Source organism: Chitinophaga eiseniae (genome assembly GCF_900167135.1).
GTDB classification, from domain to species: Bacteria; Bacteroidota; Bacteroidia; order Chitinophagales; family Chitinophagaceae; genus Chitinophaga; species Chitinophaga eiseniae.
Genome location: NZ_FUWZ01000008.1, coordinates 124813 through 148634 on the forward strand (window position 1 = coordinate 124813; position 23822 = coordinate 148634).

Here is a 23822-nt window from a genome sequence, read left to right on the forward strand (position 1 = left end):
GATTAACCATTCAGTTGCCGCCGGAACTGGTGAGGCGTGCAACGGTAAAAAGAGCGGAATACCCTTATCAGATGGGAGGTGTCGGAGAACCCGGCGGTAAAGGCGATATCCGTTACGGGCAGCCGCGTGGTAAAAAGCAGTTCCATCGCTTTCTCCGCCCGCATTTTTAACTGGTACGCCCCAATAGTCATTCCTTCCTTTTCGCGGAAGGCGCGCGCCAGGTATATCGGATGAACAAACACCCTGCCGGCAATAGATTGAATGGTATGATGCGTATCAAACTCATTTTGCAGGATCTCTTTGGCTTGTGTAAACCACGGCAGACGGCTGGCGATCTTCACGTCTGTCACAGCAGACAGCCAGTTGACGATATACTCTTCCGGCAAACAGTCGGCAGGCTTCTTCAAAAAAGCATATAGCAGCTGGTACAGTTCATTGAAAACACCCGGCTTGTAAATCATCAGCCGCTGCGGAAGAGAACCCTTCAGCGTAAGCGCTTCTATCCCCGAGGGCTTGAACTCGATATTCAGGCAGCGCCCAGGCACTTCCCGGAAATGGTTGGCATGCGTATACCCTGCAGGTCTGAACAGCAGCTGACCCGGCAACACCTCGTCGGTACGGCGGCTCACCTCACGATAACCACCCGCTACCAAAAGACTCAAATAAGCATTCTCATGGTAATGCGCGCCAATATTCGTATCCGGCTGATAAGCCGTGATATTCAGTTTGAAGAAAGCGTTTTCGTTGAATTGCTGCTCCTTACCAAAGTAATGCCCGGGTGAAAGAATGATACTCATAAGCCTGGCCCTGTGTAAACCGACAGTAAATATACGGTATATAATGGCATGATCTGTGAAAGACCGGATGATCAAAAAAATATATCTTGCAGGCATTCCATCACCCGATAATCAAATAACAGATGAATTTAATCAGGCCTTTCCGGCTGTCGGCCGGCGACAAAGTCGCCACTATCTCCCTCTCCTGGGGCGGAGCGGGTGAACTCCCGCACCGGTACCGGAAAGGCAAAGAACAATTGGAACAACAGTTTGGCCTTACCGTTACCGAAACAAAAAACGCCCTCAGGCCCGCACAATGGATCTACGAAAACCCGCAGGCAAGAGCGGAAGATCTCATGGAGGCTTTCGCCGACAATTCCATCAAAGCTATTATTTCCAACATTGGCGGGGACGACAGTATCCGGATACTGAAGTATATCGATATCGACGTTATCCGGAACAACCCCAAAATATTCCTGGGATTCTCCGACAGCACCACCACGCATCTGCTCTGCCTCAAGGCAGGGCTCACCTCCTTTTATGGCACTTCCCTCCTGGTAGGCTTTGCGGAAAACGGCGGCATGTTTCCCTACCAGGTGGACGATTTCAGGCAAACTTTTTTCTCCGGCGCGCCTGTGCGCCCTATCCTGCCTACCGGCGGCTGGACTTCCGAACGGCTGGAATGGTTCGATCCATCTCTACAGGACGTCAAAAGGAAGCTACAGCCCCACACCGGATGGAAATTCCTGCAGGGCGAAGGCGTAGTACAGGGACGGCTCATCGGCGGCTGCCTCGACGTGCTGGAGTTTCTGAAAGGTACGGCCTGGTGGCCGGAAGACGATCACTGGAACGACAGCATCCTGTTTTTTGAAACATCCGAAGAAATGGCCCGCCCGGAGCTTATCCGCTACTGGATGAGAAATTACGCCGCGCTGGGTATCCTCCGGAAGGCGAAAGCCATCCTGCTGGGCCGTCCTTATGACAACCAATATGCAGCGGAATATGAAACCGCCATTCTACAGGTGCTGCGGGAAGAAGGTTTAACAGACATGCTGGTGGTCACCCAAATGGACTTTGGCCATACCTGCCCCGCGTTCACGCTTCCCTATGGGGTGCTGGCAGAGGTCAACTGTACCGAAAAGACATTCACCCTGCTGGAGTCAGGCGTGCAGTAAAGGTTTGTAAGCGTGGCGCTTACAAACCTTCCGCTTACCGTTCATCCATCATTTCCCTTTTTCGCAAATCTTTCTCCGCTTTACATAAACGATCCGTTTCCTTCCCTGCTGATCTTTGCAGCTGACCAACTTATGTTACTGTAGCATGTTTAGGAAACCATCAGGATATCTTCTGTGGATAGTTATCCCTTTTACGACCGGCGCTTTTGCGCAGACTAACCCCGGCGCCTACACGGTGCGCGGCGTAGTAGCCGATTCCGCATCCCGGCAGGTCATCCCCTATGTCACCATCGGTATTACTGACGAGCAGCAGACACCCGCTGCCTCCGCCTACAGCGGCGAAAACGGCGCCTTTAAAATGTCGCTGGCCAAAGCCGGCCGCTATCAGCTGGTACTGTCGTCTGTGGGGTACCGCCCCGTCAGCCGGCCACTGCTGATCGATAAAGACAAACCCACCCATCAGCTGGACACTGTTTTCCTGAGCGGCAGCACCGTGCAGCTCAGCGGCATACAGGTGATTTCCCAGCGGCAGCTGATAGAGCAGAAACCCGGGATGCTGGTATATAACGCCGAAAGCGACATCAGCAACCGCGGCGGCACCGCAGCCGATGTGCTCCGCAAAGCACCGGCGCTGAACGTAGACCCACAGGGCAACGTGACCATGCGGGGCAGCGGCACGCTCAAGATACTGATTGACGGAAAATACTCCGGGCAGATCGCCCGCAGCCCGGCCGACGCCCTTAACATGATGCCTGCCAATATCATCCGTTCCGTAGAAATCATCACCTCCCCCTCCGCCCGGTACGACGCGGAAGGCGCCGCCGGCGTGATCAACATCATCACCAAAAAAGGCAACAAAAGCTTCAGCGGCAACCTGGAAGCGATGGCCAGCAACCGGGAACAGGCCTTTAATCCCCGCATCTCCATGTCGAGGAACAAATGGAACATGAGCCTGCACGGACACCTGCACCGCATACAGGACAAATCTTCCGCCGAAATGGAAAGGACCGTGCTCAACAACGGCCAGCCTGCAATGGTGATCCAACAGGAAACACGCCGCAACAATATTATGCCGCACAGCTCCGGAGAACTGGCACTCGGCTTCCTGCCAGACTCACTCAGCGAAATCTCCCTGTCTGTCAACGGCTGGCTGGGCAACTGGCCGGACAACAGCCGCCAGCATACGCTCATCACCCAGCCCGACGGCACCATCACCGATCAATACCAGCAGCAGATAAAATCAAAAGAGAAATTCACCGGCGCCGATATCGCGCTCGGCTATACGCGCAGACTAAAGAGAGACGGACAGGAAATTACCCTGCTGGCACAGTTCTCGCCCTCCAAAGAAAACACCTCTTACAATAGTGAACAGAACAGCGATGATAAAATCCGCTACCGGGAGGATAACGTTAACCACACTACGAACCGGGAATGGACCTTCCAGGCGGACTATACGCATCCGCTCACCACAGACGGCCGGTATACCCTGCAAAGCGGGCTGAAATCCATCTTCCGGCACGCCGACAAACAATACCAGGTGTGGGCAGCGGACGGTCCGCCACCGGCAGCCATGGTACCGCAGCAAGACCGCTCCGATCATTTCATCTACTCCCAGGATGTACTCGCCGGTTACCTGCTGTTGAAAATGAAACTGCCCCGCGGCTGGAACGCAGAAGCCGGCTCCCGGCTGGAAAACACACACATCAAAGGGAAGTTCAACGCACCTGGCTCCGCTTTCTCGAATGATTTCCTGAACTTCATCCCTACTGCCAACATCAGCAAAAAACTGAATGAAGCACAAACCATCACCCTCAGCTATACGCAGCGCCTTACCCGGCCGTATATCTGGGACCTGAACCCCAATGCCAACGCCAGCGATCCGCGCAACATCACCGTGGGCAATCCGCAGCTGCGTCCGGAAACGATGCACCAGGGAGAACTATCCTACGGCTGGACTTCCCCCGCCGGCACATTTATCAACGCTGCTGCGTTCCTGAAAAAAACAGACAACACCATCATCGACATGACCACCACCAATGCGGCCGGTATCGCCACCACCCGCAAAGAAAACCTGGCAGGCAATACCCAGTACGGACTGAATCTGAGCGGGTCCGTAAGCCCCGCCCCCAACTGGAGCTTCAACAGCAATGTCAACATCAACCATCTCAACTTCGAAAGTGATGCGCTGATGGTGGTCAACACCGGATGGGCGGCCGACTTTAATCTCAACGCACTCTATAAATTACCGGGCGCCGTGAGCCTGCAGGCCTTCGGCGAATACGATACCCGCATCGTTACCCTGCAGGGACATAAAACACCACGGTTCTACTACAGCTTCTCCGCGAAAAAAGAAATCAAAGCCACACGGATGACCGTAACCATGGCGGCGATCAATCCGTTTAACCAGACCATCCGGCAAAAGGAATACATACAGGCAGCGTCTTTCCGCTCAGGAGTGCTGAACAGGTATTATAACCAGGCGCTGAAAATTACGCTCAACTGGGAATTCGGGTCGATGTTCGAACAGCGGGAGAAAAAGAAAATCAGTAATGACGACGTGAGAGAGCAAGGGAAGGGATAATCAAAACAACAGCTGTTTGGCGGGAACATATCCCGCCAAACAGTAATAAAGTCAGACAGTTTGTTTTTGCCTATTGAGAGCCGGTTTCTTTTTCTTCTTTTTCTTTCCCCACCAGATATAAAAACCGGTAACCGGCAGGCTGGCCGCCACTAACGAGCCAAAGAAAAACAGTATTTTACCCGGAATCCCCCAGATAGACCCTACGTGCAAAGAATAGTTTAATCTCCGCAGCTTATCTCCTCCGTTGGCCTCCCGGAAAGGCATTACATCTACGCCGCCACCCTGCAGTTTTTTGCCGGTATACTGATCAAAATAGTGCGCCTGGTAATAAGCGCCTTCCATATTCGTATAGGCGTATACGGAAGCCTCTTTTCCCGGAGGCATGCCGATCAGTACAGCAGGACTCTTTTTATCCGCCAGCTCGTTCACACATTGCCGCCAGATGCCGTCCAGCACAACCCATTTGGGACCGGCAGCAGCCGTTGTGGTATCAGAAGGCGGTTCATAGTAAGCCGGCATAGACTTCCCGCCGGAAGCCACCGTGTATACGGAGCGCGACAGCCAGCCGAAACCCATGTACAATCCGGAATAAGCGATGATCAGCGCTACCGGGAGGGTATAAAATCCCAGCACGTTATGTAAATCGTAATTGACTCTTTTGAATTTCCCTTTCCATAAAATCGTGAAAGCGTTGCGGATATTATGCCGGTTCCATTTTGGGGGCCACCACAACACTATACCGGTAATGAGCAGGACCGTGAAAATAAGCGTGGCATACACCACGATGCGGGAGCCTATTTTGCGGGGCAGCCACAGGTGAACGTGCCCTTCTTCCACTTCATGAAAAAAATCTTCATGGTCTACCACGGCAGCCACTTCCGCCGTATAGGGATTCACGTAAACGATAGAATCAGACTGGAAGTTGACCTGGGTGGTTTTTCCCGGCAGACGGTATTCGATGGACCGTGCCGGCAGCCCGCCCATAGCCTTTTCTGCTGCGGAGATCAGCGCGGAGGGCGGCAGCATGGCGCCGTTATTGGTGATAGCCGCCTTTCGGTAGGGATACAGCAGGTCTTTAAGATCATGTTCAAACACCAGTATACAACCGGTGATGGAAACAATAAAAACGATGATCCCGGATATGAGTCCGAGCCACAGGTGTAGCCATGCGTTGATTTTTGAAAATTTCATGATACAGTATAAAAGACAATACTTTCCCGGCAGGCGGGAAAGTATTGTGGTTAAATGGTTGGTAGTTATTTCAGCTTGTCGATGCGCAGCAGGTAATCGTAGCCGCCGGCTATTTCCAGCCCGGTGTTGACAGTGCCATTGGCGATGTCATATATCCAGACATAATCTTTCCCTGTTTCAGCATTGACCATAATGTAGGCGTTGTTGCCCTCCACCATCACGGTTTGCAGCGACTCGCCCTTGTCCAGCGGTAGTTCGGTGAGTTTGCGTACTACCGTGGCGCGTACCAGGTCTACGATGGCATAGCCGTAAATATGGCCTTCATCGGTGTTGGCTTCTCCTGCCGCTTTGTATTTAACGATAGCGCGGCCGTTGCCAATGCTGTACATAGAGAAAGCAGGGCCGCCCAGCGCCTGGTTCATATTAAAGAAATAGGAAGCATCGTATTGCTGCTGGCCGGCGGATATTTTATACACCGCCGATGGCAGAGAGGGTGACAGCCAGCCGGGTGAAGAAAGAAGATAATAATCGCCCTTGTCGTCCAGTACTGTACCAGACATCCACATATTGGCCTGTCCCATGCCTACGGATCTGCCGTCTTCCAGTTGCGCCACCAGTTTCATGGAAGGATAGTCGAAAATCGCCACGATGGCTTTTGGGTAAGCCGGCGCCGGCCAATCGGCCGTATACACCAAACCAACGTAGAGTTTACCATTGATGTAATCCAGGCTGCGGGACATCATCCCCGCATAACCCGCCGGGACAGGGTTTACCGGCAGTTCCATATTTTTTATAGCGAGGGTGTTGGCATCCACCACTGAGCAAAGCAGCTTGTTTCCCCGGCCGTTGGTACCCATCAGCACGAGTGTGGCGTCGTCCACCCAGGTATAACTGCTGACACCTGTCTGATAGGTAAAAGGTACTTCTTTGATAGTCGTCAGCTGATTATCTTTCAGCGAGTATTTTGATAAACGGCCGTTGGTAGAGTTGGTGCTGGGATAATAGTAGTACCCTTTGTGCGGGATAATACCATAGTCCGCTTTGGACGTAACTTCCACGCCATTGCCTTTCAGGCTGACGGCGCCGGATGTGAGTGATGATGCGCCCACTACATATTGGGTAGTATTAGGCCAGGAACCCAGCTGCATCCATATGGCATAGTTGTCGGAACCGTTGCCGGGGTTGCCGGAAACGATATCGTCGTCATACTTCTCGCAGGCGCTGAAGCCAGTCAGCACCGACAACAACGCGGCCGCACAAAATAATTTTCTGGTAAGAATAGACATGATATAATAAGGTGATGATTATTTAATGAAGTACCGCATTTTTACATAATAAGCCCTTCCCGGCTTCTGCAGGCGGAAATTGTCATATGCCCGCTGGTCGGTGAAGTTCCTGCATTCAGCGGAGATATTGTATTTCCCGTTTTGCAGGGAGTAAGTAAGACCGAGGTTCTGAATGTATTGGTTGGGCACCCTGTTTTTCGTAGCGGCGGCGCCGTACGCCTCCCAGGTCAGGTAGAACCAATGTACGTACTGCATGTCCCAGTTGAGCTGCAACCTGGTGTCTTTGCCCAGCAGGTTATTCCTGCCGAGGCTGGCCAGCGCGTTGCCAAACAGCCAGGGCTGGTTGGGGATCTTGTTGCGATAGGTGGCTTCCACCGTACCGCCGTTGCTACCGGGAGCATACTTCGTGTTATTCAGCGCCTGCTGGTAGCTAACGTTCACGGTCGTATGAAAAATGTCACGGAAATCGTATTGTAATTCTCCTTCAACGCCATTGATCTGTACTTTGGAGGTATTTTCATAGCGGCTTACCCTGGAATTGGATTGATACACCACGGCGTAGATGAAGTCGGCCGCGTTGCGGAAGTACCAGCTACCTTCCGCATAGAAGCGGTGCTGTCCCTTTTTGAGCGTCACAAAAGCGCCGGCGTTCACGTTATTGCTGGATTCCGGTTTCAGTTTGGTATTGCCGATCTGATCATAGCCGTTACCAAACAACTCTCCTACTTCCTGCAGGCGGTAGGCCTTTTCATAAGAGGCTTTCACGCCCAGTACCGGCAGGATATTGAAACGGCTGGCCATACCGTATCCGAAGTAGGATTTGAAACCGGAAGCGGAGACATAGGAACCGTTACCGGAGAGCATTTCCGGCTGCTGTAACTGCATGCCGTACCATTTACCGAAGAAGGTGTTGGTAAGCCGGCTGTTCAACAGGGTTTGCTGATACCCCAGCCCTACCATGTGTTTCCCGATCTTGCCCGGGTTATGGTCTTTATCGGTCAGCAGTTCGTTGTAGTTTTTATTGGTTACCTGGTCGAAAGTATAGTTCAGATTGAAGCCATGCATGGGGTTCAGTGTGTAACTGAAATTGGCGCGGGCAAAGTTCCGGGGACGGCTGATGTGTGTCCTTTGTTTGATGGCGCCCATTTCGGCCTGGTTGCCAGGTACGCGGGAGCCGTCCCAGAAATAGCGGTACGCAGTGGTGTCGGTGATGGTATACTTATCTTCTGTATGCGCTGCAAACACGCTCAGGTTGAGGCCATCGGTGAAGAGATGATCTTTGCGGTAACGCAGCGTGGTGTTGAAGGCGTGGCCGTTCTGCATGGCGGCGCCGTACACATTGTCCTGGTTGCTGCCGGTCTGTATTTCGCGGTCGGTGGCGGAGAATCCTGCCCCCACGAAAAAGGCGTCCGCCCATTTTTTATTCATCACGCCCACTTCTGCCTGCGTCATATAAGAGCGGTACTGATCGTGGAAACGGCGCACATCCTTTTTTACATAGAGCTGTTTGTCCTCGTCCCACAGCTCCATGGCTTTCATGATGTAGTTGTTGTCTGAATAGTTGAGGAAAGCGCTCACGCGGGCTACGATACCGGATTTGCCTGTCACCTGACCTGTTACGGCTGCCCTGTGTGTGTTGAAGGAACCGAAGCTGTAGCTCGCGTCAAGGTAGTTTTTGATGTTTTGATTAGTGACCAGGTTAACCGCGCCCCCCAGTGCATCAGCACCAAGGGATACCGGTAATACGCCTTTGTAGATCTCTACCCGCTCTGCAAGGTTGACCGGAATGTTATTAAGTGTCATAGACGAACCCATGACTTCCGTAGGGATGCCGTCGATGAAGAACCGCACCGCCCTGCCGGAAAGGCCGTTGATGGAAAAGTTAAACTCTGATCCCATACCGCCCTGCTCGCGGACTTTCACGCCGGTGGTCCTGTTCAGCACACTGTTGATATCTGAAGTGGTATTGGCAAAACGTTTGGTATCGATGGCGTTTACCGCATAACCGCTTTCTTTCAGCTGGCGGCTCTGGGTTTTACCGGTAACGGTGACGCCCTCACGGGAAAGACTTTCTTCCGCCAGGGTAAAACGTAAAGTGATCGTTTTTCCGGCAGTTACGGTAACAGCCTGTTCCTGGCGGGTATACCCCAGCATACTGGCTACGACGGTATAGGAGCCCGCTGGCACCTGATCGACAAGATAATTTCCATCTTTTTTCGTATAGGCGCCCTTGTTGGTGCCCTTCAAGGTAATGGCCACATCGCCCAGCGGCTGACCCGTGGCCGAGCGCACAGCACCCGCGATACTGCCCGTCTGTTGGGCACTTGCTGATATTACCATCAGCATAAAAAATACAGTAAAAACAAAATGGTTGGATAGATGACGCATGATAATCGCTGCTACATGATTTGAGCGGCAAAGGTGGCTCAATGCAGATAGATAATCAGATCCGATGCGGAAAAAGTTTTATCAAATCGGAAAAACAAGTCGTATGTACTATCTGAGGTATTTTTTCCAAAATGCAACACCATTGCATTTGTACCATATTTGTTTTCTTATACTACAAACCATGACATCATTCGAAAACCATGCAGGGCTGGCAGCACTGGCGACCTGTATCATCCTCTCCTGCGAAGTAAATGCGCAGATGATCACCAACAAGAAAAGTATGGATACCACCCGCAACAGCCGGCTACAATATCACTCACTTCAGCGACTGCCGGAATGCCAGCGGAGACAGGTTGGTTTTGGCCTTAAAAAGTTTACTGAAAGATTGTGAGTGCTCAAACCCAAGCTCATAGGCAATTTCACTGACGGTCAGCGTTGTGCCGATCAACTTGTCCTTTGCTTTCCCGATCAGTTTTTCATGGATGTGTTGCTGGGTATTCAATCCTGTAGCTACTTTCAACAGGGAGCTGAGATAGTCGGGGGTGAGGTTCAGCTGCCCGGCCAGGTAGTTGACCGTGGGCAGGCCCTCTTTATGCGTATGCTCAAAATAGTCATCCAACAGCGTCTCCAGCTTTTCCAACACCTGGTGGTTGGCCACTTCGCGGGTAAGGAACTGTCGTTGGTAAAACCGCTCCGCATAACCGAGCAGGGCTTCAATCTGGGAGATAATAATCTGCTGGCTGAATTTATCAATGTTGCCCCGGTATTCCTGTTGTATATTCTGAACAATGCCGGTGAGCACTGCTTCTTCCTTTTCAGAAAGAAACAGCGCTTCCCGGACAGAATATCCGAAGTATTTATATTTTTTGATGTCCTGCGCCAACGGCCGGTTCCTGAAGAAGTCGGGATGTATCAGCAGCATCCAGCCGGATTTACCGGGTGCATCCTGTACGACTTCTATCTGAAATACCTGTCCGGGTGCTATAAAGAACATGGTGCCCTCATCAAAATCGTACTGCAGCTGGCCGTATTTCAACTTGGCATCCAGTCCTTTTTTCATGGCGATCATGTAAAAGTCATATACCCAGGCAACGTCGTTGAACTCGCGGGTATGCCTGATATCACGATAATCTATCAGGCTTATCAGCGGATGTTCCGGGGCCGGCAGGCTACGGGTACGGTGATACTCGCTGAGCGATTTTAGTCGCCGGATATTATTGTTTGTCATGAACCACGTTTTTAATAACGGTTACCAAAGCACTTCTCCTCCGTCCTGGAAGAATTTACCGGTGATCGTCCTGTCTGAAGACAGCGCCAGTTGCACAATGGGCCTTGCCCCTTCCTCCACGGTCTTAAAGCCACTGAAAGCATTCAGATCGGTAGCTGTATAGCCTGGCGTAACACTGTTGACCGTAATGTTCTGTGCGCGCAGCTCATTGGCCAGCATTACCGTAAACGCATTCAGCGCCGTTTTTGTGGCGCCGTAGGCCGAGTAGCTATTCCAGTTGGTACGTCTGTCTGGAGCGGAATGCATCGCCAAGGAACCCACTTCGCTGGACACATTGATAATAGCCGGTGCTGCTGACAACCTCAACAAAGGCAGCAGCAACTGTGTAGTCTGTACCGCACCGAAAAAATTTGTCTCGAACAGGTTACGCAGGTTTTCCATACTGCCATCCGCCAGCTGCTGCGGCTGCTCCCCGGCAATGCCGCTGTTATTGATCAGCACGTCCAGCACGCCGCTTTGCGCGCTCAACGTTTCTTTAGCGCTCCTGATAGAAGCAATGTCGGTCACATCTATCTGAACAGCCGCTACGTTGGTGATGCCCGCAGCCTTCAGCGTGTCTGCCGCCTTTTGGCCGTTAGTCATGTCCCTGCTGCCGATATAAACAAAATTGCCCTGCTGCGCCAGCTGCCTGGCTGTTTCAAAACCGATGCCTTTATTGGCGCCGGTGATCAGAACCGTCTTCATACAATTCAGTATTAAAATTAGAAAATCCATCGCAAATATCAGGAGGCGCAGCAAGGCAGCTGTAGTCTAATCCTGATAGTTTGTAGCCAAATGCGGGATCTTGCTTGATATACTAAATCGGATAGGCAGTATCGCTTTTCGCCTCCGACAGCACGAAAAAGCTTTGAATCGTTGTGATCGTGGAAATGGCCGCCAGTTTCCGGTAAAAAGTATGGTACTCTTCCATGTCTGTAGTAGCAATGCGTAAAATGAAATCAAAGGTACCCGTCATCTGAACACATTCCATCACCTCGGGGAACTGCACCACGGCTTCTTCAAAGGAGCTTAGCGTATGAGCGGAATGGTCTTTCAGCAATACGTGGCTGAAGGCGATCAGGCCCTTGCCGATCATCCTTCTGTCCAGGATGGCGACCACCCGTTTGATGTAGCCTTCCTGTTTCAGGCGGCGTATCCTTTCGTGGATCGTTGCCACGGATTTATGCAGTTTGACAGAGATTTCCTTGTTGGTCAGCTCTGCATCGACCTGCAAAAGGCGTAAAATTTCGATATCGGTAGAATCCAGTGCCATATGTCAATTGTGAGAAAATTCGGATTTGGTGATGACCACCAGCATTTCACACCCGAAAAATATCCGTTTTTCACCAAAAAACCGAATATTTTCTGGTTTTTTAACCAACTACTGTTTATATCACAATTTTTTTTGAATTTCACTGTAATAATTACAGCGATTCAAAAACCAGTCGTCGTACAAATTTCCGAGCAAAAACCGATAGATTTCAAAAACCAACCAGATGCATTACGGGCCCCCGTAACAGGGGGTCCTATGCTTATTCAGAAAAAAACACTTCAAATAAAATGGAACAAACCGTTTACCTTGATAATGCTGCGACCACTTGCCTGGACAAAGAAGTACTCGAAGCTATGATGCCTTATCTGACAGAGTTATACGGCAACCCTTCTTCTACTTATTCGTACGGCCGTACCGCCCGTCTCGCGATAGAAACAGCCCGCAAATCCGTGGCTGCTTCTCTGGGAGTAAAACCCAAAAGCATCCTGTTCACCAGCTGTGGTACGGAAAGCAACAATATGGCTATTGCCGCTGCTATCCGTGATCTCGGCTGCACTCACATCATCACCTCTCCTATTGAGCACCACGCGGTGCTGCACGCAGTGGAACATTTCACAGCGATACACCAGGTGTCATCTTCCTTTGTGACGTTGAAAGAAGAAGGATTGGTGGATTATGCCGACCTGGAAGCGCAACTGGAACAATACACCAAAGAAGGGAAGAAATGCCTGGTATCACTGATGCATGCCAATAACGAAATCGGCAACCTGCTGGACATGCAGCGGGTAGGTGAACTATGCGGAAAGTTTGCGGCTATTTTTCATGCCGACTGTGTACAAACCATCGGGCACTATCCGCTTGCATTCGATAACCTCGGCGTTCACTTTGCTTCCGGCTCCGGCCATAAATTCCATGGCCCCAAAGGAACAGGTATCCTGTATATCGCTCCTTCCCTGGAGATCCGGCCGTTTATCCAGGGTGGCGGCCAGGAGCGCAACCTGCGCGCAGGCACGGAGAACGTTGCCGGCATCGTTGGGTTTGCAAAGGCGCTGGCACTCGCCACCGCCAACTTCGAAAAAGAACAGGCTGCCATTGGCGCGCTGAAAGCCTATATGAAACAACAGCTACAGACCACCGTACCGCAGGTTTCTTTCAATGGTTCCGACGACACGCTGTATACCGTCCTGAGCGTATGTTTCCCGAAATCAGCAGAAAGTGATGCGCTCTTATTGCAGCTCGACATGGAAGGCATCTGCGTATCCGGCGGAAGCGCCTGCAGCAGCGGCGGCGGCGGTTCTCACGTAATGCGTGCGCTGAACAAAGGAACAGGATGCAACACCATCCGGTTTTCTTTCAGCAAGTATAATACACAGCAGGATGTAGACCGCACCATTGAAGTACTGGAGCGGGTGCTGACAGCCAATCCTGTAGCTACCGCTTAAACGATACCCCATACACCAAAACAGCCCGCCGGGCATTTCCTGTTACCGCATATCACATACAAAGGCGCCGTTAACGATGTTAACGGCGCCTGCTTTTTGGAAGGTCTGTTTATTTACGAAGCGATTTAAACGCCGCCCGCAGCTCTGCTGCATACAACCCCGGCTCTTCCCAGGATGCAAAGTGGCCTCCTTTATTGACTTCATTGAAGTAAACCAGTTTCGGATACGCGCGCTCTGCCCAGGTTTTAGACGCCTGGTAAATCTCGCCCGGGAACACCGTAATGGCGACCGGCACTTTTATGTCGGTAGTTTTCTGTTCTACCGCGTTAAAGTTGTTATTGTTATTTTCCCAGTACAACTGTGCGCTGGAAACAGCTGTATTGGTCAGCCAGTACAGGGTGATGTCATCCAGTATTTCATCTTTGGTCAGCGACTTCTCCGCATTCCCGCCACTGTAGGTCCATTCATTCATTTTATCGGGGAAGAAGTAATAATAATCCGGTAGCTATTTTGTTTTTCAGGTAGCTATTTTTGTTCTTCATGATGTCTGTTATTTTGTTGGGTGTAATGATTTACTGACCCAAAATAACAGCAGTCAGACCGGCCTGGCAATCAGCACTCAGTCGGAATGGACGAAAAGGGAGTTGAGCTAGTCATTCAGGCCGGCGGCTAAAAACTGTATCCATCGAAAAACACGAAACTGAGCCCTCTTTTTTCTTGCGCCGCTGCTACTTTTGTGAAGTCATTCTTAAACAATATTCGATGAGCGTCAGTATTTCAAAGGAAAATGCCGGAGGCGGCTGGCTTAATGGCTTTATGGGGGTGTTGTTATTCAGTGGTTCACTGCCCGCTACAAGGGTAGCGGTTTTATCCTTCAGCCCTGTATTCCTGACGACGGCCAGAGCATCCATTGCAGGCATGCTTGCCATGACGGCATTGTTGGTCTTCAGGGAGAAACGTCCTGCCCGGGAACATGTTTTACCACTGCTGATCGTCGCCCTTGGCGTAGTCATCGGGTTTCCGTTGTTGACCGCTATGGCATTACAATACATCACATCGGCGCATTCCATCGTGTTCCTGGGCTTACTGCCGCTTGCGACGGCCGTCTTTGGCATCATCCGGGGTGGCGAGCGCCCCAGGCCGGTATTCTGGGCTTTTTCCGTGACCGGCAGTTTGCTGGTGATGGGTTATGCCGTAGCACAGGGGCTGTCGGCTTCACCGGTGGGCGATCTCCTGATGGTGGCTGCGATCGTCCTCTGCGGTTTAGGATATGCTGAAGGCGCCAAGCTTACCAAAACATTGGGCGGATGGCAGGTGATTTCCTGGGCGCTGGTGCTGGCGCTCCCCGTGATGCTGCCGATAATGCTGATCGTAATGCCGCCCTCTTTTACAGGAATTCCTGCGGATGCCTGGGTAAGCCTCGCTTATGTGTCGCTGTTCAGCATGTTTATCGGTTTCATCTTTTGGTATCGTGGCCTGGCGCAGGGTGGTACTGCTACCGTGGGCCAACTGCAGCTGTTGCAGCCATTTTTTGGGCTGGCATTGGCGGCTTCCCTCCTCCACGAAAGGGTAAGTATGGGCATGCTGGCGGTAACGGTGGGCGTGATCCTCTGTGTGGCCGGGACAAAGAGATTTGCCAGATAATTTTTCCGGGACAATAAAAAAACGGCTTGCAGGTAATCCTTACAAGCCGTTTTTTTTGTTTTCCTGCGCTCTTGTCACGGGTCTATCCTTGTCTCCAGGCTGTCCTGTAAAGAAGGTCGGAGGCTGGACAATAAATTATAACCTGTCGCACTTTCAATATTGCGGACCGTCGTTTTATATTGGGTCCAGTCGGTATCGATATCGTTGCGGTTGGGCGTATTGACAGCGATCACGCGGGTATTGCCATTGATCCTGCTCAGGTCATTGCTGCCGTTGGGAATGACCACCACCACTTTCCAGATGCTGGCAGGAACGGTCACACGGCCGTTGTCAATGGTGGTGGTAACACCGCCCAGTGAGCCGGTGCCGCCTTGTCCGTAGGAACCGCAGATAACATACACTTCATTGCCAGCCCTTACGAGGTCGCGGGTGTAGTTCTCAAGGCTGGCCCAGGTTTGCTGGTTATTGTTCGGCGCCTGTGGCATCATGTTCGTCATCAGGAAAGTAGCGGAATTGGCGGCAACAGTGGCTGTTCTGTCGGCCGACGGACAATTATGCCCGCGATCAAAGCCGGAGCCTGAATAGCTGCTGTTCTGTACCTGGTACCAGCCGGCAGGCAGATCAGTGTCTGCCCGGAAGTCGTTGGTGCGGGATACGGAGCCCAGATCTGCCGACTGTATATGCCAGCTCACCCAGTTGGGCGTTCCACGGCCGCGGCTATACGATAAAGCGAAATAAGGTTTTACCATCAGGTAATTATTTTCAGAAGAGACATCCGCCAGCGCGTTGCTGGGGTTGCCCAGCAGCAGGTTGCTATCGTCGCCGGGATTTGAGCCGCCGGGATCGGTGCCACCACCGCTGCCGGCGGTAACGGTAACGTCGTCGATATTGATCCTGTTGGTGCCGCCGGACGTTTTACGGATGGAGATACGCAGGCTGCCGGTGGCCGAGAGGCTGAACGTAGCGGTCTGCAGGCTGTTGGAAGTAGTGATGGTGTTGCCCAGCTGTGCCCAGGTCTGCCCGTTATCGGCCGAGGTCCACAGCTGCCAGCTGCTGTTCCCGTCTGAACCGTAGGTGCCATGTTTCACGGTGATGGTAACAGCGCCGGTGGCGTTGCTGATACTGAAATTGGTAGTGACGGTACCAGTATTTCTCACACGGACAGATTTGGCGCCATTTTTCAGATCGCCCGCCAGGTTTCCGATCAACGCATCCTCCAGCATCCAGGAGCCGCTGCCCAGCGATACGCTGCCGGCAGCGTAGGCAGTCTTACTGCCTGATTCAAAGTCTTCATTCAGGAGAACAACGGATTCTGTAGCAGCGATTCGTGGATTTTCAATTTCCCGGGGTTCGATGACCGCTTCTTTTTTACAGGCAGAAAATAACAGTCCGCCCAGGCAAATGACAATACAATGCCTGATGAATAGTTTCATAATGCAGGTTTTTTTAAGGGTTTCTGTAATATGTGCTGATGGGTTACGATTCTATCGCCGTGGTAGCCAGCGCAATGCAGGTCCCATCCGGTTGATGACAAACGATGTACACCGGAATGCGGGTACCGTTCTCCACCCGGACCACCTGGAGGCTGGTAAAATGTTCGTTCAGAAACTGATGCAGGGCTTTAAACTTCTGCGCGTTCGCTGCAATGGGTGCGTCAGCAGGATCAGCTACCCGCTCTACCTCGTGGAAAAAAGCTGCTGTATCCACGGGTTTTACAACGTTGGCATCCACCCCGTGCAAGGCGGCGATCTTTGCCGGCACTGCCACTGCGGAAAGCACTCCCCATTGTTCGATGGTCAGCGGGTATTCCGATTCGCTGTAGTATAAGATACTATCGATGTTGCTGGCCAGGTTTTCCAATAAAGTTATCAGTTGCATGTAATGAAATTAGTTATTTCCCGGTAAGGATTTTTATCAGGATAAGAATGGTAACAATAGGTTAATGTGAGAAGAGGAAGCTCCCAGGTTTGAAAAAAATTCCCTATATTTAATAGCATAATCCGAGCCATAGCGCCACTGTTTGTGAAGTGCGTATATCCCTGTGCGAGACGCCGGTTATCATCGAATCTTTATCCTGAAGCTTTTTCTGACCTATACATTGTTGCTATGTTTTGTAGATCCCTCACTCCCGGTTTGTTCCTATGCATGTTATTTTTTCATGCCACCGCCCAATTTCAAAATGCCATCCCACAGGTCAAGCCGCTTTCGCCAGATGCAGCGTCACTATTTAAGATGCTGGAGCGCCCCGTTGGTAATTACACCGGAACAGTCCCTGTCAGTTTTCCTTTGATAAGTATACAGAGCGGGCCTCTGAGTGCGGCATTATCGCTGGAATACAACAGCACCGGGGGGATCAGGGTGGAAGAAGCGCCTGGGTGCGTAGGCCTGGGTTTTAGCCTCTCCGATGGGGCGGGGAGAATTGTGCAAACGGTCAATGGACTGGCAGACGACAGAACCGCCGGCCGGTTAAGAAATATATACAAGCCTTCTGCCTTTGGTTGCAGCGACATGCTGGACGTGCAGGCCGCCACCAACAGCCCCCGTGACCTGGAACCCGACATCTTCTATTATAACTTCAACGGTAAGAGCGGAAAATTCCTGTTCCGCGAAGACGGAAGCATCGCGCTGTCTGATAACTCCGGAATTAAGATAGAATATGATACCGCCAATATTCCCAACAACGGTATCCGGCAATGGATTATCACCGATGAATACGGCCGGAAATACTATTTCGGCAAAAGTAAAAATCAGGCAACCACCTATTACACCACCAGCAGCAACACTTACACCAGTGTTAATAACTCCGGCAATACAAAGCCGGGTGTCGCTTCCTATAGCTGGTACCTTACAGAAGTATATGATATGAACGAGGAAAACCTGCTGAAATACAGTTACGTATCTTCTGCCGGAATAATGACGACCGCCTCCGGCGGCTTCTGGCCGGTGGCGATTCTGGGAGACGTTACCGGGTTTAATACTACCGGGGATGTAGCAATGGTACAAACAGGGATCAATGAATATCAGCTTTCCCGGATTGACGGCAGCAATGGTTACATCCTGCTAAATACCGACACTAACCGCCAGGACGGACAGATCTGGGCGAGGAAGGTGAACAGTATCGAGCTATATGATTTAAACGGGACCCTCAGAAAGCGGGTGGCGTTTAACTTCGGCTATTTCAGTGCTGTTGCAGATGTTTCAGTCAGAAGGCTTAAACTGAACGGCTTTACGGAATCTGGTGGCGTGGGGTCTGACAGTGCAGTATATAAATTTGACTACAATGAGATGGACAATCTGCCCGCGAGAGGGTCCAATGCAGTGGATCATTGGGGGTATTTCAATAACAAATATAACCCCCACTCATTTTCCGGATTTGTATACCAGTACGGTGGTGTCACCTACAGGCGTTCAGGTATAGACAGGTCGGCCGTACCGGCCTATGCAGCAGCCAACATTCTCACAAAGATCACCTTCCCCACGGGAGGGTACCGTGAGTTTGTGTATGAAGGCAATACAGCGCTGCAGAACACTGTATTTGAACATTACCAGGACGAGCAGTATACGCCGCAACGTGGTTTCACCCGGACAGACTTCATTAACTATAACAACGATCCCCTCCCCTGTATGCGGCACGAATTCGCCGTTAACAGCACTGATGGGGGAGCCATATTCAACTACACCCTCAACAGCGCTGGTTGCAGCAACTATCACGTTAAGTTGTTTTGGCTCAGCTATCCCGGCGATGCTTCCGGCACTCAGTTATACGATCTTATCAATATGCCCGCGATGAAATGGGACCTGCCCAATGGATATTACCGGATAGAAATATATAAAAGCGACGCCTTCTGCACAATGGCCTCGCTTACAGGCAACTGGGCCGAATCCACTTTAAGCACAGCCAGCATTACCACCCCTAACGGCACCTTTAATAAAAACAATCTCCGCGTTGGCGGGGTAAGGGTAAAAGAGATAAGGGACTACGATCCGGTGAGCAATCAAGTCAATACCATACAATACAAATACCAACTCTACTCCACCGATTCAGCCTATACCAGCGGGTTGTTAATCACACCCCTGCATCTGATCACATTCCAGAATCCGGGGGCGATGAATGGTCATTTCCTCGCGTTACATACCTCTTCTGCTTATCCGCTGGCATCGCAGGGAGGGTCATACGTGGTGTATCCACAGGTAAGAACGATAGAAGCAGGCAATGGATGGGTAGACAGGACCTACAGCTTCACGCCCGACGGCCTCTCCGACGCATTCCCCCTGGTCCCTCCGGCGGACAATAGTCATTTGCGAGGATGGTTGCTGAAGGAACGCTTTTATAATGAGAGCGGAACGATGGTAAAAAGTACGACCTACAGCTATGAGGTCGGTTACCAGGGAGCGGCTCCCGGAGTAAGATTTAAACCGTATTACAAAGATATCATGGATAACGCCGGCACTTGCAGAGAATGGCCCCGCAATACGAGCGAGATACCCTACAATGCTACCTGCAATTACTACTACACCACCGTAAGCAGTTATCTGCCCTATAGCAAAACAGACTCTCTGTTTACACCTGCCGGTACTTTTGTGACCACGTCGACCAATAATTATGACATCTATAAAGACCAACGGCTGCTTCGTAAAGTACTAGCTACCCAGAGTGATGGTATGGTGAAAAGCAATACCTATCATTATCCGTATACAGTTAACAGCGCTTTTGTGTGGGGACTTACGCCCGCCGAGCAAAGTATGAAAACTACCTTGCTGAGCAAAAACTATCTGCAGCCGCTGGAAAACGTGGACTCCACAGGAGCATCCATCACCGGTGGCGGGAAAATCAGCCTCAGTTTATTCAACGGAACTAAAATCCATCCCGGTGTTTACCGTCAGTACAATACCCCTCAGGGTTACACGGAAACGAATTTCTCCGCTTACGATGTTAAGGGCAATCTCACCGAACAATATAAAACCGGTGACACCAAAGAAGTCTACCTCTGGGGCTACAGCAACAGTTATCCTGTGGCGAAAGTCACCGGCAGTACTTATGCAGCTGTAGCTGCATTGGTTAACAATGCAGTCCTGCAACAAAACAACATCACCGATGCTGCTATGCGCACAGAACTCAATAAGATCCGTACCGGTCTTGCCGGCACCGCCGCGCAGGTTACGACTTACACCTATGCACCGCAATTGGGCATGACATCGGTCACAGATCCATCGGGGAAGATCATCTTTTATGAATACGACAGCAATGGCAGGTTGAAACTGATCCGTGATCAGGACGGCAATATCCTGAAACAGCTGGGCTATCAATACCAGCAGTCCGTAACCCAATAAGGTTCACTGTTAACCAATCTGTATGCGTAAGTCCATTCTTTCCTCATGGCTACTGTCTTTATGCCTGCTGCCCGCCATTATTCTCCCTGCACAAAATAAGCCCGGAGGCACCAGAATTGAGTTATGACCAGGGGTTTACTGCCAAGCAGTTGAATGGCAATATTGCCGGCGTCAAATGGAAAAGCCGCAGCGATGGTATTGCCCGCGCCTACGGTTACAGCTATGACGCTGCGAGCCGGCTCACCATAACGGATTTCACCCAGCAAAATACCGGTAGCACCAACTGGGCCCGCGACCAGATCGATTTCTCTGTAAAAGATCTTTCCTATGATGCTAACGGGAATATCATGTCCCTGACGCAGAAAGGAATGGCCGCAAACCTGATACAAACGATCGATAGCCTGAAATATGGATATGCAGCGAATAGCAACAAACTGTCTTTTGTCACTGATCGCAGGAACAATGTTCAGAGCCTGCTGGGAGATTTCAGGGAAACCGACAACAACGAGCGTGTTGACTATAGCTATGATCAGAATGGCAACCTTACGGCAGATAATAACAAACATATCACAGGTATTACCTATAATCATTTAAACCTTCCGCAGACTATTACCATTCCCGGCAAAGGCAATATCCGTTATCAATACGACGCGCTTGGCAACAAACTGAGAAAGGAAGTAACGGATATCAGTAGTGGTGTTTCTAAAATCACCACCACCGATTACATAGCAGGCATGGTCTATCAAAATGATACGCTGCAATTCCTCATTCATGAAGAAGGCCGTATCAGGGCGTTAATAACGGAAGGAAACCCGGTAGTTTTCTGTTACGATTACTTTCTCAAAGACCATCTCGGCAATGTACGGACCGTACTGACGGAACAAACGGACTTTTCCATCTATACGGCCACCATGGAGGTCAGCGCCGCTGCAAAAGAAAACACCTTATTCAGTAATATCGACAATACGCGGGTAAACAAGCCCGCAGGCTACCCCGCCGACGACAGCGCAGGCGATAATGCTGCAGTGGCCAAGCTTTCCTCTGCAGAGGGCAGCCGGAAGATCGGCCCCTCTCTCGTACTCCGCGTAATGGCAGGCGATACCGTCCAATTAGGAGTAAAAGCATTTTACAAATCATTAGCTTCCGACAGAAAATCCCCCACCGAAATCCCGGTAGAAGTCACGCTGGCAGACCTGGTCCGTACCTTTACGTCCGGAGAACAGTTAACCGCAACACATGGATCGGCAACCGATCGCCCCTTCTTCCCTTTCAATGAAAATTTCTACAATAACCACTATCAACAGCTAAAAAACAACAACACCGATAAGAATCAACCGTCACGCCCACACGCCTATTTAAATTTTGTGATGTTTGACGAACAGTTTAAATTAGTAGAAAGCAACAGTGGTGTTCGACAAGTCCAGGCAATCCCGGATCAGCTCCAGACATTAGCTACCGACAAAATCGCCATTCAACGGAATGGCTATCTGTACGTATATACGAGCAATGAGACGCAAGAAGCATTGTTTTTTGACAATTTAGTGGTGAGCCAGATTAGCGGACCACTGCTGGAAGAAACGCATTATTATCCGTTTGGGTTAACGATGGCAGGCATAAGTTCGAATGCGTTGAAGGGAACGAAATATGCTGAGAATTACCTGAAGTATAACGGAAAAGAGCTACAGCATGAAGAGTTCAGTGATGGAAGTGGGTTGGAGTGGTATGATTATGGAGCAAGAACATATGATGTGCAATTGGGACGATGGCCGATCATTGATCAGCTGGCAGAAAAATATGACGCATGGAGTCCATATCACTTTGCCTATAATAATCCAATAAGGTTTTGGGATCCTAATGGAAAAGAAATAATAAATAGTAATCCTAAAGGGTCTGAAAACTATAAAAGAACTCAAAATGCACTTTCGATCTTGCAGCAAACAAATCCGGAAGCCTACAGAATATTAAATGAATCTGCCGTCAAGGTGTATGTATCAACAAGTTTATTGAATTCACCAGAAAGGTATGAAAAGTCATACACTGGTAATTTTACAAAAGGAGTAACAAATGTAAAAAGAAGGGTACCCAGCTCCTTTGGGGTAACTAACATCCTCAGAAAAGGAGGAAATCCCATCTCTGCTGATATAGAGGGTAGTTACTTAGGGCCTGAACGGCTAGAAAGGGACGCAAAAGGCATAGATCCTAAATCAAAGAAGATTTATACCATTCAAGAGGCTGATGAGTTTATTACCATGGACGATATAGATGTAATTATCGACGAATCGATTACTGACTTGAAAGCATTCACAATTGTTCTGGGCCACGAATTTGGACACGCCCGATATGCTGTTCAGAACAAAGTTGAGGCCTGGAAATGGGGAGAACTGGATAATGAGAACAACTCACTCAACCCAGGACATACACCTGGCAATCCCAGTGGACATGCGGCAAACATGGAAGAAAATACGGTGAAAAATAATTATACCGAGGCTTGGAAACAAATAATATCAAGAATTATGCAATACATAAATGCGGGCAAACCATGAAATATAGATTTTTCCTCCCAGCCGTATTGCTCTTATTTTCTAGTAATAAGACATCAGCACAATCCCTTGATCGGAAGAATCTTACTATATTGGAGCATAACATCATCAGTTATCACATTCGAAATGCCGTTCCGGCTGACCTCCCAGTAGGAAAAAACGACGTCCTTTTCCCCAATGGAAAACCGCTTTTTCAACAACTAATGCCGATCAATGGGAAATTGAGAATAGTAATAGAGCCTTACAAAGGAAATATCAAGTACCCCGATGCGGATTATCAGATATTTACGATTCTGCTCCCGGGTTTTAAATATGATCTTGCAGATAGTACTTCTTATTCTGTACACTTGTTAGGTTTTCCTTTTGACGAAAACTATTTAGTGGCCTATAATCATAAAAATTGCTCCATAAAATACATCAGCGGAAATTTTTTCAAATCGAGAGTGGCAGAAGACTTTAATCTCAACCCGGAGAACATTGCCTCATTCAATGATTATTTGATGCTGAGATGCTACAACATGCTTCCTGACAGCATATCTTATAACAGAAAAGACGCCACTGGCATCTATTTTAAACTACGTAGCAAAGTAGTGGAGTGCGACATGGAAGTTTTTATTAGTTACGATGACTACGAAGTTGTTAAACAAATTGGAAAAATAAAACAGAAAAATAAAAATCCCCTTTAATATTCTAACAGACCTTAAATTTAAATAAACGATGAAAGTGAAATGTTTGAGTGAGAGGATTGATACTCATTTCCCTAATGAGAAGCTCGTTGATTGGGCCAAGAGAAATGAACTAGAGAAATGCACGGGCAATAATTTCATTTATTTCTCATCACTGACATCACCCCCTCATGAACAAAGCAGAACAAATATTAAGAGATCATATGTAATTGACCTATCTTTAACCTCCAATTCAAAAAAAC

General features: G+C 49.9%; 17 protein-coding genes. 7 read left to right on the top strand and 10 right to left on the bottom strand.

The window, feature by feature from the left end; all coding sequences use genetic code 11:
• Positions 1–2: 2 nt before the first annotated feature.
• Positions 3–797: a helix-turn-helix transcriptional regulator gene (locus B5D63_RS32985; protein ID WP_159456258.1), complete on the bottom strand. Its 795-nt coding sequence runs from the start codon at positions 795–797 to the stop codon at positions 3–5.
• A 122-nt stretch (positions 798–919) separates the two neighbouring features.
• Between B5D63_RS32985 and B5D63_RS32990 the strand changes: the two genes are divergently transcribed.
• Both B5D63_RS32990 and B5D63_RS32995 read left to right on the top strand, forming a co-directional pair.
• Positions 920–1951, top strand: coding sequence for a S66 family peptidase (locus B5D63_RS32990; protein ID WP_078673162.1), 1032 nt, complete (start codon positions 920–922; stop codon positions 1949–1951).
• Between the two features lie 145 nt (positions 1952–2096).
• Positions 2097–4532 (top strand): TonB-dependent receptor, encoded by a 2436-nt coding sequence (locus tag B5D63_RS32995; RefSeq protein WP_078673163.1) that lies wholly within the window; start codon positions 2097–2099, stop codon positions 4530–4532.
• 51 nt (positions 4533–4583) lie between these two features.
• Here the strand turns inward: B5D63_RS32995 and B5D63_RS33000 are convergent, their stop codons facing one another.
• From B5D63_RS33000 to B5D63_RS33025, 6 genes are all read right to left on the bottom strand, one after another.
• Complete coding sequence (locus tag B5D63_RS33000; RefSeq protein WP_078673164.1) at positions 4584–5723, bottom strand: PepSY-associated TM helix domain-containing protein; 1140 nt, start codon at positions 5721–5723, stop codon at positions 4584–4586.
• Between the two features lie 65 nt (positions 5724–5788).
• Positions 5789–7009 (bottom strand): hypothetical protein, encoded by a 1221-nt coding sequence (locus B5D63_RS33005; protein ID WP_143313291.1) that lies wholly within the window; start codon positions 7007–7009, stop codon positions 5789–5791.
• Positions 7010–7027: 18 nt separating this feature from the next.
• Positions 7028–9349: a TonB-dependent receptor gene (locus B5D63_RS33010; RefSeq protein ID WP_159456259.1), complete on the bottom strand. Its 2322-nt coding sequence runs from the start codon at positions 9347–9349 to the stop codon at positions 7028–7030.
• Positions 9350–9713: 364 nt separating this feature from the next.
• Entirely contained in the window at positions 9714–10625 is a 912-nt protein-coding gene (locus tag B5D63_RS33015; protein WP_078673167.1) for a helix-turn-helix domain-containing protein, read from the bottom strand.
• Positions 10626–10646: 21 nt separating this feature from the next.
• Complete coding sequence (locus B5D63_RS33020) at positions 10647–11369, bottom strand: SDR family NAD(P)-dependent oxidoreductase (RefSeq protein WP_078673168.1); 723 nt, start codon at positions 11367–11369, stop codon at positions 10647–10649.
• A 112-nt stretch (positions 11370–11481) separates the two neighbouring features.
• Complete coding sequence (locus tag B5D63_RS33025) at positions 11482–11937, bottom strand: Lrp/AsnC family transcriptional regulator (RefSeq protein WP_078673169.1); 456 nt, start codon at positions 11935–11937, stop codon at positions 11482–11484.
• A 287-nt stretch (positions 11938–12224) separates the two neighbouring features.
• Here B5D63_RS33025 and B5D63_RS33035 point away from each other — a divergent pair, with 287 nt between their 5' ends.
• Entirely contained in the window at positions 12225–13379 is a 1155-nt protein-coding gene (locus tag B5D63_RS33035; protein WP_078673171.1) for a cysteine desulfurase family protein, read from the top strand.
• 109 nt (positions 13380–13488) lie between these two features.
• Here B5D63_RS33035 and B5D63_RS33040 read toward each other — a convergent pair whose 3' ends face one another.
• On the bottom strand, positions 13489–13851 hold the full coding sequence (locus tag B5D63_RS33040) for a hypothetical protein (protein WP_200817152.1): 363 nt from the start codon (positions 13849–13851) through the stop codon (positions 13489–13491).
• A gap of 290 nt (positions 13852–14141) precedes the next feature.
• On the opposite strand from B5D63_RS33040, the gene B5D63_RS33045 reads away from it, so the two are divergent.
• Entirely contained in the window at positions 14142–15023 is an 882-nt protein-coding gene (locus B5D63_RS33045) for a DMT family transporter (RefSeq protein ID WP_078673172.1), read from the top strand.
• A 74-nt stretch (positions 15024–15097) separates the two neighbouring features.
• Here B5D63_RS33045 and B5D63_RS33050 read toward each other — a convergent pair whose 3' ends face one another.
• Positions 15098–16456 carry a DNA/RNA non-specific endonuclease gene (locus B5D63_RS33050; protein ID WP_078673173.1) on the bottom strand — a complete coding sequence of 453 codons (1359 nt, stop codon included), beginning with the start codon at positions 16454–16456 and terminating at the stop codon, positions 15098–15100.
• A gap of 43 nt (positions 16457–16499) precedes the next feature.
• Positions 16500–16901 carry a nuclease A inhibitor family protein gene (locus B5D63_RS33055; protein ID WP_078673174.1) on the bottom strand — a complete coding sequence of 134 codons (402 nt, stop codon included), beginning with the start codon at positions 16899–16901 and terminating at the stop codon, positions 16500–16502.
• Positions 16902–17309: 408 nt separating this feature from the next.
• On the opposite strand from B5D63_RS33055, the gene B5D63_RS33060 reads away from it, so the two are divergent.
• The 3 genes from B5D63_RS33060 to B5D63_RS33070 all read left to right on the top strand — a co-directional run bounded on the left by B5D63_RS33060 (position 17310) and on the right by B5D63_RS33070 (position 23580).
• Entirely contained in the window at positions 17310–20354 is a 3045-nt protein-coding gene (locus tag B5D63_RS33060) for an RHS repeat domain-containing protein (RefSeq protein WP_159456260.1), read from the top strand.
• Positions 20355–20470: 116 nt separating this feature from the next.
• A complete protein-coding gene (locus B5D63_RS33065; protein ID WP_078673176.1) occupies positions 20471–22897 on the top strand; it encodes an RHS repeat protein in 2427 nt (808 codons plus the stop codon).
• The gene (locus tag B5D63_RS33070; protein WP_078673177.1) at positions 22894–23580 is read left to right on the top strand and encodes a hypothetical protein; all 687 of its coding nucleotides are present in this window, start codon (positions 22894–22896) and stop codon (positions 23578–23580) included. The genes B5D63_RS33065 and B5D63_RS33070 overlap by 4 nt, the downstream gene beginning before the upstream one ends.
• The last annotated feature ends 242 nt before the right edge of the window (positions 23581–23822 follow it).